Raw genomic sequence first — 12,450 nt, 5'->3', positions numbered from 1 at the left:
AGGAGAGAAACGGAATGTACAAGGTCATCGGTGCCTTTCAGTCGCGCGTCATGCGCGTTTTGTGGACGCTTGAAGAACTCGGCGAGCCTTATGAACACGACCCCGCACCTCCGCGGTCGGAAACCGTGCTTGCGCTCAATCCCGCCGGCAAGATTCCGATCCTGATCGACGGTGACGCGGTGGTGACCGATTCCGTGGCGATCTGTACCTATCTCGCCGACAAGCACGGCAAGCTGACCTTTCCGGCCGGAACCGTCGAGCGGGCCCGTCAGGACAGTCTCACCCAGTTCGGCGTCGACGAACTGGACGGTGTGCTGTGGACGGCGGCGAAGAATTCCTTCGTCCACCCGGAAGAGGTGCGGGTTCCGGAAATCAAGGCGGTCTGCAGGCTTGAATTCGACAGGGCGCTGAAAACCCTTGCAGCGCGCCTGGGCGACGGCCCCTACCTCATGGGCGACACCTTCACCATTGCCGATATCATTGCCGGTCACTGTCTGGGGTGGGCGATCGCCGCCAAGTTCGACCTGCCGAAGGAAGGTCCGCTCTACGACTACTCCATGCGCTTGCGCGCCCGTCCCGCATTCCAGCGGCTGATGGCCAAGGTCAAGGCCGCGTCATGATCCGCGTCTCCGAGATTCTGACCGCCGGAACCTGGGAGGGTCCTCCCGCCGATACGATCATGCTGGAACGGGACGACCGGCACCGCCGGCGGGCGGTCATGACCGGTGCGGGCGGGCTTTCCTTCCTCCTCGATCAGCCGAGTGCGGTCACCCTGCATCACGGCGACGGGCTGAAGCTGGAAGACGGCCGGATCGTGGAAGTGCTGGCGGCACCGGAGGACCTTGTCGAAATCGAAGCCGACGACATGGGGCATCTGGTGAAGATCGCCTGGCATCTTGGCAACCGGCACCTGCCGACCCAGCTCATGGGAACGACGCTGCGTATCCGCCGCGATCATGTGATCGAGGATATGGTGGCCCGTCTCGGCGGCCGGCTGACGCCGCTGCAGGCGCCGTTCGATCCGGAAGGCGGCGCCTACGGACACGGCCAGACCCACGGTCATGATCACCCGCACGACCATGGGCATTCGCATGGGCACAGTCATCATCATGGGCATTCCCATGACCACTGAAAACGTCTCGCTTGCTGCCCTTTACCGTCTGCTCGCTTTCCTGTCCCCGGCCTTTCCGGTCGGCGCCTTCACCTACAGCCATGGGCTGGAACAGGTGATCGAGGACGGCGGCGTCTCCGACGCGGCCAGCCTCGAAGCCTGGCTTCTGGATGTTCTGAACCACGGCTCCGGGCGGAGCGACGCGATTCTCCTGAAGGAAACGATGGGTGCGGCGGAACGGGGCGATGAGGCGGCCGTCCGGGGGCTGATCGATCTCGGTCTCGCGCTGCAGCCGTCAAAGGAGCGGCACCTTGAGACAAGCGCGCAAGGGTCTGCCTTCATCGAAGCGGTCCTGAAGGCCTGGGCGCCGGAAACGGACGGACCGGCGGCGGGCCTGTTTGCGCGGCTGACCGATCGCTCTAGCTCGGACAGGCCGAAGCTCTGGCCCTATCCGGTCGCCGTCGGTCTGGTCGCGGCGGCCTGGGAGATTCCGGTCGAGGCGACGGTGACCGGATTTCTGCATACCTTCATGGCCAATGTGATATCGGCGGCCGTCAGGGCGGTTCCGCTCGGCCAGAGCGACGGCCAGCGGGTGCTGGCACGGCTGGAACCTGCGGTCGCCGGGATAACGGAACAGGCGCTTCGCTCCGGCCTTGACGATCTTGGCAGCAGCACCTTCCTCGGCGACATTGCCTCCATGGCGCATGAGACGAAATATTCGCGGCTGTTCCGGTCATGACCGTTCTCGCCGCGGCTCTTTCTTTCGGATTGCTGGTTATCGCGGTGATCCATGCCCTGTGGGGCGTAAAGGTCTGGTGGCCGATTGCGGACGAAACCGCGCTTGCCCGGACCGTGGTCGGCCAGACCGGCATTGAGAAAATGCCGCCCGGTCTTTCGTGTTTTCTCGTCGCCGGCGCCCTTTGCATCGGGGCGCTCGCCCTATGGGCGGCGCTGAATTTCTTCCCTTTGCCGGAACCAGCTGGCGTCTTCGGCCGGTATCTGGTGGCCGCGTTTGCGGCGGTGTTTCTGCTGCGCGGACTGGCAGGTTATTCGGGGCCTTTTTCGCGGCGCTTTTCCGAAGAGCCTTTCCGTTCGTTCGATCGCCGGTTCTATTCTCCCCTGTGCCTGGTATTCGGCGCAGGGTTCACAGCTGTCTTTCTTGGAGTGTCCCAATGACTTCACCCAACGGTCCCTTGCGCGTCGGTATCGGCGGCCCGGTCGGTTCGGGCAAGACCACCCTGACGGACCGGCTCTGCAAGGCCATGCGCGATGCCTATTCGCTCGCCGTCATCACCAACGACATCTACACCAGCGAGGATGCGGAGGCGCTGATGCGCTCACAGGCGCTGCCAAGCGCGCGGATCCGCGGCGTGGAGACCGGCGGCTGTCCGCACACGGCGATCCGCGAGGACGCCTCGATCAACCTGGCGGCCGTGCATGATCTCAATCAGGCGTTCCCGGATCTGGACCTGATCCTGATCGAATCCGGCGGCGACAATCTGGCGGCGACCTTCTCGCCCGAACTTGCCGATCTGACGATTTATGTGATCGACGTTGCCGCGGGCGAGGAAATCCCGCGCAAAGGCGGCCCGGGCATCACCCGGTCCGATCTTCTGGTGATCAACAAGACCGATCTTGCGCCTTATGTCGGCGCCGATCTCGCCGTCATGGAGCGGGATTCTGAGCGCATGCGCAAGGACCGGCCGTTCGTCTTCGCCAACATGCGGGCGGGAGACGGCATTCAGCAGGTGGTCGATTTCATCAAGGACAAGGGCGGGCTCTGACGGCCCCCTTTCAGAAAACGATCGGCGGAATCAATCGGCCGTTCTATGATGCCCGGCAAAAATACCGGGGGTTGGCGGTGACGCGAGACAAACGGCAAAGGTACTGGCGGACTGGCCTGTTCTGGGCTGTCCTGATCGCGGCTTGTCTTGTTTTTGGTGCAATGCGGGTCTGGGCGCCGCAGGTCATCCATGACGACAAGGCGTTGCCGACCTTTGATGAACGGATCAGCGGCTACGATTTTAACGCGGCAAAGACCTATCTGGAGGAGATGCCCAAAGCCGAAAAGCGGAAATATCTGTACGTCGTGCAGAGACTGGACCGTACCTTTCCTCTGTTGCTGGCGCTTTCCGTCGGCTGGTCGATCCTGCGTCTGACACCAAAAGGGTGGGGTCGGGCGCGTTATCTCCTGCCGTTGGTTACGGTTCCCGCAATGATCGCCGATTATCTGGAGAACCTGGCCGTTGCCGGCATTCTGACCGGCAGTGCCGAAGACCTGTCTCCGGATCTTGTCCGCTTCGCCAGCAGCGCCACCCAGACGAAATTCGCTTTTCTCACCCTCGAATTCATTGTCCTCGCTGCGCTGATCGTGATGTTTGTCTACCGCCGATGGACGGTCAGGAAGCCCTGAGATTACAGGAGGAATTTTTTGATGTTCGAGACCATCAATCTGCTGGGTGTTTTCATTGCCGCCGTCGTTGCCTTCGTTTTCGGGGCGCTCTGGTACGGGGTGCTCGGGAAAGCCTGGATGAAAGCGGCGGGGCTGACGAAAGACGACGTCAGGCCGGACCCGAAAACCTTCATGACCGCCTTCATCTGCCAGCTTGTGATGGCATTCGTGCTGGCGGGTGTGATCTTTCACACCGGCGAGACGACCTTGAAAACGGGATTGATTTCGGCGGTCCTGATATGGTTAGGCTTCGTGGTGACGACGCAGATCGTCAATCACCGGTTTCAGGGGGCGCCATGGAGCCTCACCGTGATCGATGGCGGCCACTGGCTCGGTGTGCTCCTCATCCAGGGTGCCGTGATCGGTCTGTTCGGTCAGGTTTCCTGACCGGTATTCTGGACAAAAGTTGACGCCTACGAAAGTACCAGCCCTTCCGTATGGACGCTTGGCAGGCCGGTAAGCATAATGGCGCCGACTAAATTGGGTGCCCGAGTGAGGGGCGTGCCCATCAGTGGTGTTTGGGAGGTAATTACATGTCGGATAATGTTTTCCCCGTGCCTGCGGAAGTTGCCGCGCGCGCGCACGTGGACAATGCCAAGTACCTTGAGATGTACCAGCGCTCCGTGGACGACCCGAACGGGTTCTGGGGCGAGCACGGCAAGCGGATCGACTGGATCAAGCCCTTCACGAAGGTGAAGAACACCTCCTACGACTACCACAATGTTTCCATCAAGTGGTTCGAGGACGGCACGCTCAACGTTTCCGCCAATTGCGTCGACCGCCATGTGGCGACCCGCGGCGACCAGCCGGCCATCATCTGGGAAGGCGACGATCCGTCCGAGCACAAGGTCATCACCTACAAGCAGCTTCATCATGAAGTGAACGTGTTCGCCAACGTCCTTCACGCCCAGGGCGTGAAGAAGGGCGACCGGGTGACCATCTATCTGCCGATGATCCCGGAAGCGGCCTACGCCATGCTCGCCTGCGCGCGCATCGGCGCGGTGCATTCCATCGTCTTCGGCGGGTTCTCGCCGGATTCGCTGGCGCAGCGCATCGAGGACTGCGAAAGCAAATGCGTCATCACCGCCGATGAGGGCCTGCGCGGCGGGCGCAAGGTGCCGCTCAAGGCCAATGTGGACCGGGCGGCCGAAAAGGCCCCCGTCGACAGCGTCATCGTGGTCCGGCGCACCGGCGGCGACATTGCCATGCAGTCCGGCCGGGACGTCTGGTACCACGAGGAAGCCGATCGCGTGTCCGACCATTGCACGCCGGTGGAAATGAGCGCCGAAGACCCGCTGTTCATCCTCTATACCTCGGGTTCGACCGGCAAGCCGAAGGGCGTGCTGCATACGTCGGGCGGCTATCTCGTCTACGCCTCCATGACCCATGAGTACGTCTTCGACTACCATGACGGCGACGTCTACTGGTGTACGGCGGATGTGGGCTGGGTCACCGGGCACAGCTACATCGTCTACGGGCCGCTCGCCAACGGGGCGACCACGCTGATGTTCGAAGGCGTGCCGACCTATCCTGGACCGGGCCGGTTCTGGGAAGTCTGCGACAAGCACAACGTCAACATCTTCTATACCGCGCCGACGGCGATCCGCGCCCTGATGGGGGCCGGTGACGAGCATGTCACCAAGACCTCGCGCAAGTCGCTGCGCCTGCTCGGGTCGGTGGGCGAGCCGATCAACCCGGAAGCCTGGACCTGGTATTACAACGTGGTCGGCGAAAAGCGCTGCCCGATTGTCGATACCTGGTGGCAGACGGAAACCGGCGGCATCCTGATCACGCCTCTGCCCGGCGCCACGGATCTGAAGCCGGGCTCCGCAACGCGGCCGTTCTTCGGCATCCAGCCCGGCGTGGTCGATGCGGACGGCAAGTTCCTGGAAGGGGCGACCGAAGGCAATCTGGTCATCAAGGACAGTTGGCCCGGCCAGATGCGCACGGTCTACGGCGATCACGAGCGTTTCGTGCAGACCTATTTCGCCACCTACAAGGGCCTCTATTTCACCGGTGACGGCTGCCGCCGCGACGAAGACGGCTATTACTGGATCACCGGCCGCGTCGACGACGTGATCAACGTGTCCGGCCACCGCATGGGAACGGCGGAAGTGGAAAGCGCGCTGGTGGCCCATCCGAAGGTCTCGGAAGCTGCCGTGGTCGGCTATCCGCACGACATCAAGGGTCAGGGCATCTATGCCTACGTCACCCTGATGGAAGGCGAGGAGCCGACCGACGCGCTCAAGAAGGAGCTGGTCGCCCACGTGCGGTCCGAAATCGGGCCGATCGCCTCTCCGGACCTGATCCAGTTTGCGCCGGGCCTGCCGAAGACCCGCTCGGGCAAGATCATGCGCCGAATCCTGCGCAAGATCGCCGAGGACAGCTTCGACAATCTGGGCGACACGTCGACCCTGGCCGAACCGGCCGTGGTCGACGACCTGATCGAGAACCGGCAGAACCGCGGCTGATCAGTCCGCTGCATGAAAAAAGGAAAGCCCGCCGGACCGGCGGGCTTTTTGTTTGCGGCGCGTTATCCGGCTCTACTTCGCGAGATAGATCGACTGGATCTTCTTGGCAATGTTGCCGAAGGCGCTGATCAGTTCGCTGCTTGAATTCGCCTGATAGAAGGTTGTGTCGTCGGTCGCGCAGGATGACATGTTTTTTGCGCCCGCCGACGAGGTGTTGGTTCCGAAATAAATTCCGTAGACCGTGATCCCCTGGTCCTTCATGGCCTGGCACAGGGCCCGCTGCCGTGTCGACGATTCGTTGCTGTAGCTTTCGCTTTCGGAGTTCTCCGACCAGCCGGTGTCCGTGTAACAGGAATATTCGTAACTGTGTTTGTAGTAGTTGTATTTCCAGCCGCACTTTTCGACATCCAGGTCGTAATAGCGGTTGTTGTCACCGTCGGTCATGATGATCGCAAACTTCAGAAGTTCATCGTCATCATAAGCACCGGGTGCGCTGTCCGCGGGCCAAAGGTTCGTCCAGTTCGGCGACAGCGTGTACCAGCCCCAGGCCACACCGGTCTGGCCGGCGGTTCCGCCGCCATCGTCCAGAGCCGTGATCTTGTTCTGAAGGGTGGTCCGGTTGCTGGTCAGCGGCTGGAGCTTCATCGAACTGCCCGGACAACTTCCCGTGCCGCCGCCGAAGTAGCTGGAGGAGACCAGGCTGGTATCCGCCGGCGTATAATCATACGGATCATCCGTATATTGCGCCTCGCCAACGCGTTCGGTCACGCAGCTGCCGGAGGCGTCTCCATTGGTGACCGTCGACGCATCGCTGCCGAGGTTGACGCCCTGGCTGTAGGGGATGATCGAGATCCGTACCTTGCTGTCCGAAGGATCTGTGCCGTCGGGAATAAGCGTGTCCAGAAGGTCGTTCGAAGCTTCCTGCAGCGTGTCGATGTCGTAGCGCATCGAACCGGTCACATCGAGCACGAGCGCCAGTTCGACGTTGAACCTGGAATAGTTCACTTCCGTTTTGACGTGGACGGTCAGGTTGTCCGGTCCGATACCGCCCATGCTCAGGAACTGGGTCGGAACCGCGACGGTCGTGGAGATGTCGATGATCCCGTTGTCGGGGTCAACGGTATGGGTCAGGTTGGAAATCGCGACGTCATCCAGGCCGAGTGTCTGGATGTTCGCCGCAAACGCTTCGGAAAGCTGGGTGTCGATCTGGCTGTCGGTCATGACCGATGTCGACAGCTGGGTTGCCAGCGTCAATGCGGCGGCATCCAGGGCATGGGCCATTTTTTCACGGTTGTTCACCGCGCGGCTGTAGTCCACGGCCGCGCCGGCAATGACCATTATCAGAACGCCTAGGATGGCGAACATCGGCATGATGGAGCCGCGCTGGTCTGTTTTTAGTTTTTGTAGCTGTATTAAACCGGATTCATATTTCAACGAGGCGACTCCAAGGTCAACCAGCTTTACATATCTTATAAAAGTTGGAGAATTCTTAAATCAAATGTATAAAGTTATATACATTAACCACTTTTCCTGCGAAATAATATAAATCCTCTCGGATTATTTGAAACTATTTTCAAACTATAAGTAGAAATTCGGAACAGAACAATTACGGATATAGAATTGAAGTCTGATGCCTGGCAGTCCTATTTTGCGAGATAGATTGCCTGCACTTTCTTGGCGATGTTGCCGAAGGCGGCGACCAGGGCATCATCGGATGAGGCCATGTAGAAGGTCGATCCGCTGGTGGCGCAGGATTTCATGACCTTCGCGCCGGCCGAGCTGCTGTTCGAACCGAAATAGATCGTATAGACGTCGACCCCCTCGTCCTTCATTGCGGAACAGAGTGCCTTGGCCCGTGTCGAGGAGATGTTGGTGTCGTTTTCCGATTCCCTTTTCTCCGTCCAACCCTTGACCGTCGAGCATTTCCGGCCCCAGCCCCAGCCTTTGCACTCCCGATGATCTTCATAATTGTAATAAGTGTTGAAATCGCCGTCGGTCATGATGACCGCGAATTTCAGGATCTCGTCGTCACCGTAGTCGCCGGGGGCGCTTTTCGTCGGCCACAGGTTTGTCCAGTTGGGCGACAGGGAGTACCAGCCCCAGGCAATCCCGGTCTGGCCGGCAGTCGAACCGCTGGCGGAAAGCTTGTTGATCGCCGTGGTCAGCTTGTTGCGCTTGGCGGTCAGCGGCTCCATCTGCGGCGTCGAGGCGCAACCGTCGGAGCCGCCGCCGAAATAGGATTCCGCATTGGTCGCATCATAATCGTAAGGATCGTCCGTATACTGGGCATCGCCGGTTCGCTCGGTCACGCAGTTCCTGGTTCCCTTGTTGCCGTCGGTCACGGCCTGGGCGAATTCGCCGAGATTGACGCCCTGGCTGTAGGGGACGATCGAAATCCGGATCTTGCTGTCGGCTTCGGACGTACCTTTCGGAATCAGGGTGTCGACAAGGGAATTTGCGGCCTCCTTCAGGGTCGTCATGTCGCCGCTCATGGAGCCGGTCACATCGAGTACCAGGGCGAGCTCGACATCGAATTTGGAATAGGACACCTCGGTTTCCACGCCGACCGAAATCGTGTCCGGCCCGATTCCGCCGATATGGATGAATTTGGTGGGGATGGCGATCGAGGAGGACACGTGGATCGTGCCGGCGTCGCTGTTGATGGTGTGCTGCAGGTTTTCTATGGCGGCGTCCGAATAGCCCATGTTGTTGAGATTGGCCGTGAACGCGTCCTTCAGGTTCTGGCCGATTTCCGCATCGGTCATGACCGAGGATGACAACTGGCTGGCAATGGTCAGAGCTGCGGCATCCAACGCGTTTGCCATGGTGGTGCGATTGCCGATCGCGCGGCTGTAATCCACGGCGGCGCCGCCGACGACGAGCAGGATGACGGCCATGATCGCGACCATCGGCAGGATCGAACCGCTTGCGTTCTCTGCGAACCGGGCCGCAGAAAACCTGAGCTGTCGGCGGGCAGCTGAAAACATGACGCACTCTCCAGGATGTGACCTGCCGGGAGCGTCGGACAAAACCAATTCTTATTTATTAAAATCTGTAAGAAATATCGAGGAACCTGCGGTCTCGGTTAAGTGTTGCTTACTTCGATTGATGAAACCCGGGGCGCCGCGCGAAGCCGATGATTACGGCTCCAGTTCCGTATCCCAATAGAGAAAGTCGAGCCAGCTTTCGTGGAGGTAATTCGGCGGGAAACCGCGGCCGTTGTTGTGCAGGTCCTGGATGGTCGGCTGAAACGGCATGTGCATCGGCCACATGTTCAGCTGCTTGCAGGACTTGTTGGCCTTCTTGAGATTGCAGGGCGAGCAGGCGGTGATGACATTGTCCCAGGTCGTCTGTCCACCTTTCGACCGGGGAACGAGGTGGTCGAAGGTCAGCTCCTCCCTGGAGCCGCAATACTGACACTGGAATTTGTCGCGGAGGAAGACGTTGAAACGGGTAAAGGCAGGGTAGCGGCTGGGCTTGACGTAACTCTTGAGGGAAACGACGCTGGGTAATCGGAACTCGAAGCTCGGACTTCGGACACAGGTGTCGTATTCCGACACGATGTTCACCCTGTCGAGAAACACAGCCTTGATCGTATCCTGCCACGACCAGAGAGACAGGGGGTAGTAGCTCAATGGCCGGTAGTCCGCATTGAGCACCAAAGCCGGGTGTGCTCCAGACGAAACCGCTATCGTCACCTTCCGCTCCTCATGCCTGCTCGGACGGCTGTCGTCCGGCTGTGCGGACGCAAGGCCTGTCCTCATGAGACGCGAGTATTGTAGAGCGGCTGTGACACTCTTGTGAAGCCTGATAAATTCGCAAATCCCAATTCTGAGACACCCGGTGCAGGCCGGGGTTAATGCCTGTTAACCATTTGAAATTTCGAAATGAACGAACCAGGCGACTTTGTCGGGGCGAAGAACCCGCGACAAAATGCAAACGGGCGCCCGGTGGGCGCCCGTTTGTTTCAGGCCAACCTCAGGCCAAATTGCGTCGAATCAGGGCGCCTGCCATTCGCGAATGTCGACAAAATGGCCGGCAATGGCGGCTGCCGCGGCCATGGCCGGGGACACCAGATGGGTGCGGCCCTTGAAGCCCTGACGGCCTTCGAAGTTGCGGTTCGACGTGGATGCGCAACGCTCGCCCGGCGCCAGCTTGTCGGCGTTCATGGCCAGACACATGGAACATCCCGGCTCGCGCCATTCGAAACCGGCCGCCTTGAAGATGGTGTCCAGACCTTCGGCTTCCGCCTGTTCCTTCACGAGGCCGGAGCCCGGGACCACCATGGCGCGGATCCCGTCCTTGACCTTGCCGTTGCCGATGACGGCGGCGGCGGCGCGCAGATCCTCGATACGGCCGTTGGTGCACGAGCCGATGAAAACGACATTGGGCTCAATGTCGGTGATCTTCGTGCCGGGCTTCAGGCCCATGTATTCCAGCGCGCGCCACTTGGAGGTGCGCCGGGTTTCGTCTTCGATGTCGTCCGGGTTCGGGACGACGCCGGTCACGGAGACGACATCCTCCGGAGACGAACCCCAGGTGACGATCGGCGGCAGATTGGCGGCATCGAGTTCGACGATCTTGTCGAAATGCGCACCTTCTTCGGTGTGCAGCGACTTCCAGTATTCGACGGCGCGGTCCCAGGCTTCGCCGGTCGGAGCTTTTGGGCGGCCCTTGATATAGGCGAAGGTCTTTTCGTCCGGCGCAATCAGGCCGGCGCGGGCGCCGCCCTCGATCGACATGTTGCAGACGGTCATGCGGCCTTCCATGGAGAGCTCGCGGATCGCCTCGCCGGCATATTCCATGACATAGCCGGTGCCGCCGGCGGTGCCGATCTCTCCGATGATCGCCAGAATGATGTCCTTGGCGGTCACGCCTTCCGGCAGCTTGCCGTCCACCTGGATCAGCATGTTCTTGGCTTTTTTCTGAATCAGCGTCTGGGTGGCCAGAACGTGTTCCACTTCCGAGGTGCCGATACCGTGTGCCAGCGCGCCGAAGGCGCCATGGGTCGAGGTGTGGCTGTCGCCGCAGACGATGGTCATGCCCGGCAGGGTGAAGCCCTGTTCCGGCCCGACGATGTGGACGATGCCCTGGCGGTGGTCGAGTTCGTTATAGTACTCGACATCGAAGTCGGCGGCGTTCTTTGCCAGCGTGTCGACCTGCAGGGCGGATTCCGGATCGTCGATGCCGTGGCTGCGGTCGGTGGTCGGCACGTTATGGTCGACAACGGCCAGGGTCTTGTGCGGCTGGCGAACCTTGCGACCGGTCATGCGCAGGCCTTCGAAGGCCTGGGGGCTGGTCACCTCATGAACCAGATGACGGTCGATGTAGAGCAGGCCCGTTCCGTCTTCCTGCATGTCGACCACATGGTCGTCCCAGATCTTGTCGTAAAGCGTCCTGGCTTGCGTCATGGTTCTCTCCTGAAACCGGGCCGGGCCTTTTCTCTAAGCGTCTGCCGGCAGTGCATCCGCTGCAGACGTCTGTGGACCGGTCTTTGTTGTCGGGGAAACGGCAGTCACTCCCTCCCCATTGTTGGGCATTTCAATGACTCAAAGCAGGTCGCGCGGTCAAGACGTTTGAGTTGAGTATTCTTCAACTGAGATTGAAACGTGCGGAACTCAACGCAAAAAGGGCAGCCCGCTGGACTGCCCTTTTGAAATTCGAACCTGAAAGCTGCGTCCGTCTTATTCCGCGGCGCTTTCGGCAGAAGCTGCTGCTTCAGTTGCTGCTGCTTCGGCTGCCTTGGCGGCTTCTTTTTCAGCGGCTGCGGCTGCCTTGACGGCAGCGGCGTCTGCGCGAACTTCCTCGTTCAGGCGCTTGGCGCGGGCGTTGGTGGCTTCCACGATACGAGCCGACTTGCCGCGGCGATCGCGCAGGTAGTAGAGCTTCGCGCGACGAACCTTACCGCGGCGGACCACTTCGACGCCTTCCAGCATCGGCGAGTAGACCGGGAATACGCGTTCGACGCCTTCGCCGTAGGAGATCTTGCGGACGGTGAAGCTTTCGTTGATGCCGCCGCCGGAACGGGCGATGCAGACACCTTCATAAGCCTGGGTACGGGTCCGGTTGCCTTCCGTCACGCGGACGTTGACCTTGACCGTGTCGCCGGGGGAAAATTCCGGAAGCTTGCGGCTTTCCTCGATTTTCGCCATTTCCTCGGCGTTGAGCTGCTCGATAATGTTCATGGCATATTTCCCTTTTCAATTTACAAAGCGGTCAGAGCGTCCTCCGCATCAAACTGCGCGGGGACGGGTTCACCGTCTCTGGGCCATGGTGACATTTCCCGGCCGGTGGGAAGACTTCACCCATCCGGTCCATTCGCCGCGCGTGATACAGGAAGACGCAACGTTTGTCATGCGGTTTTTAAGAAAAGCACAAAATCGGAGAGCTTTACGGGCCGTCACGCCCAAAAATAC

General features: G+C 60.4%; 13 protein-coding genes. 8 read left to right on the top strand and 5 right to left on the bottom strand.

The genetic code is table 11. The annotated features are described in order from the left end of the window. The first annotated feature begins 14 nt into the window (after window positions 1–14). The 8 genes from HK439_RS09200 to acs all read left to right on the top strand — a co-directional run bounded on the left by HK439_RS09200 (window position 15) and on the right by acs (window position 6,034). On the top strand, window positions 15–620 hold the full coding sequence (locus HK439_RS09200) for a glutathione S-transferase family protein (RefSeq protein WP_190291114.1): 606 nt from the start codon (window positions 15–17) through the stop codon (window positions 618–620). Beyond that, complete coding sequence (locus HK439_RS09195; RefSeq protein ID WP_190291113.1) at window positions 617–1,132, top strand: urease accessory protein UreE; 516 nt, start codon at window positions 617–619, stop codon at window positions 1,130–1,132. Before HK439_RS09200 ends, HK439_RS09195 begins: the two co-directional genes overlap by 4 nt. Further along, the gene (locus HK439_RS09190; protein ID WP_190291262.1) at window positions 1,122–1,850 is read left to right on the top strand and encodes an urease accessory protein UreF; all 729 of its coding nucleotides are present in this window, start codon (window positions 1,122–1,124) and stop codon (window positions 1,848–1,850) included. Before HK439_RS09195 ends, HK439_RS09190 begins: the two co-directional genes overlap by 11 nt. After that, complete coding sequence (locus tag HK439_RS09185; RefSeq protein ID WP_190291112.1) at window positions 1,847–2,287, top strand: DUF3995 domain-containing protein; 441 nt, start codon at window positions 1,847–1,849, stop codon at window positions 2,285–2,287. Before HK439_RS09190 ends, HK439_RS09185 begins: the two co-directional genes overlap by 4 nt. Continuing rightward, on the top strand, window positions 2,284–2,895 hold the full coding sequence (ureG, locus tag HK439_RS09180; RefSeq protein WP_190291111.1) for an urease accessory protein UreG: 612 nt from the start codon (window positions 2,284–2,286) through the stop codon (window positions 2,893–2,895). The genes HK439_RS09185 and ureG overlap by 4 nt, the downstream gene beginning before the upstream one ends. Before the next feature lie 77 nt (window positions 2,896–2,972). Further along, window positions 2,973–3,524, top strand: coding sequence for a hypothetical protein (locus tag HK439_RS09175; RefSeq protein ID WP_190291110.1), 552 nt, complete (start codon window positions 2,973–2,975; stop codon window positions 3,522–3,524). Between the two features lie 21 nt (window positions 3,525–3,545). Then, on the top strand, window positions 3,546–3,950 hold the full coding sequence (locus HK439_RS09170) for a DUF1761 domain-containing protein (RefSeq protein ID WP_328804127.1): 405 nt from the start codon (window positions 3,546–3,548) through the stop codon (window positions 3,948–3,950). 146 nt (window positions 3,951–4,096) lie between these two features. Further along, window positions 4,097–6,034 (top strand): acetate--CoA ligase, encoded by a 1,938-nt coding sequence (gene acs, locus HK439_RS09165; RefSeq protein WP_190291108.1) that lies wholly within the window; start codon window positions 4,097–4,099, stop codon window positions 6,032–6,034. Window positions 6,035–6,106: 72 nt separating this feature from the next. Here acs and HK439_RS09160 read toward each other — a convergent pair whose 3' ends face one another. The 5 genes from HK439_RS09160 to rplS all read right to left on the bottom strand — a co-directional run bounded on the left by HK439_RS09160 (window position 6,107) and on the right by rplS (window position 12,219). After that, on the bottom strand, window positions 6,107–7,405 hold the full coding sequence (locus HK439_RS09160; protein ID WP_190291107.1) for a pilus assembly protein TadG-related protein: 1,299 nt from the start codon (window positions 7,403–7,405) through the stop codon (window positions 6,107–6,109). Between the two features lie 272 nt (window positions 7,406–7,677). Then, entirely contained in the window at window positions 7,678–9,021 is a 1,344-nt protein-coding gene (locus HK439_RS09155; protein WP_190291106.1) for a pilus assembly protein, read from the bottom strand. A 153-nt stretch (window positions 9,022–9,174) separates the two neighbouring features. Further along, on the bottom strand, window positions 9,175–9,732 hold the full coding sequence (locus HK439_RS09150; protein WP_190291105.1) for an HNH endonuclease: 558 nt from the start codon (window positions 9,730–9,732) through the stop codon (window positions 9,175–9,177). A 300-nt stretch (window positions 9,733–10,032) separates the two neighbouring features. Further along, window positions 10,033–11,445, bottom strand: coding sequence for a 3-isopropylmalate dehydratase large subunit (gene leuC / locus HK439_RS09145; protein ID WP_190291104.1), 1,413 nt, complete (start codon window positions 11,443–11,445; stop codon window positions 10,033–10,035). A gap of 273 nt (window positions 11,446–11,718) precedes the next feature. After that, window positions 11,719–12,219, bottom strand: a complete 501-nt coding sequence (gene rplS, locus HK439_RS09140) for a 50S ribosomal protein L19 (protein ID WP_190291103.1) — start codon at window positions 12,217–12,219, stop codon at window positions 11,719–11,721. Between the last annotated feature and the right edge of the window lie 231 nt (window positions 12,220–12,450).

Source organism: Roseibium aggregatum, from assembly GCF_014692675.1.
GTDB classification, from domain to species: Bacteria; Pseudomonadota; Alphaproteobacteria; order Rhizobiales; family Stappiaceae; genus Roseibium; species Roseibium aggregatum_C.
The sequence above is the reverse complement of the archived record's forward strand: the minus strand, read 5'-3'. Positions and strand labels throughout refer to the sequence as shown.

Excerpts from the sequence above, each read along its gene's own strand:
- HK439_RS09200 (WP_190291114.1), top strand. The coding sequence starts at position 15 with ATGTACAAGGTCATCGGTGCCTTTCAGTCGCGCGTCATGCGCGTTTTG.
- HK439_RS09195 (WP_190291113.1), top strand. The coding sequence starts at position 617 with ATGATCCGCGTCTCCGAGATTCTGACCGCCGGAACCTGGGAGGGTCCT.
- HK439_RS09190 (WP_190291262.1), top strand. The coding sequence starts at position 1,122 with ATGACCACTGAAAACGTCTCGCTTGCTGCCCTTTACCGTCTGCTCGCT.
- HK439_RS09185 (WP_190291112.1), top strand. The coding sequence starts at position 1,847 with ATGACCGTTCTCGCCGCGGCTCTTTCTTTCGGATTGCTGGTTATCGCG.
- ureG (WP_190291111.1), top strand. The coding sequence starts at position 2,284 with ATGACTTCACCCAACGGTCCCTTGCGCGTCGGTATCGGCGGCCCGGTC.
- HK439_RS09170 (WP_328804127.1), top strand. The coding sequence starts at position 3,546 with ATGTTCGAGACCATCAATCTGCTGGGTGTTTTCATTGCCGCCGTCGTT.
- acs (WP_190291108.1), top strand. The coding sequence starts at position 4,097 with ATGTCGGATAATGTTTTCCCCGTGCCTGCGGAAGTTGCCGCGCGCGCG.
- HK439_RS09160 (WP_190291107.1), bottom strand. The coding sequence starts at position 7,405 with ATGCCGATGTTCGCCATCCTAGGCGTTCTGATAATGGTCATTGCCGGC.
- HK439_RS09155 (WP_190291106.1), bottom strand. The coding sequence starts at position 9,021 with ATGTTTTCAGCTGCCCGCCGACAGCTCAGGTTTTCTGCGGCCCGGTTC.
- leuC (WP_190291104.1), bottom strand. The coding sequence starts at position 11,445 with ATGACGCAAGCCAGGACGCTTTACGACAAGATCTGGGACGACCATGTG.
- rplS (WP_190291103.1), bottom strand. The coding sequence starts at position 12,219 with ATGAACATTATCGAGCAGCTCAACGCCGAGGAAATGGCGAAAATCGAG.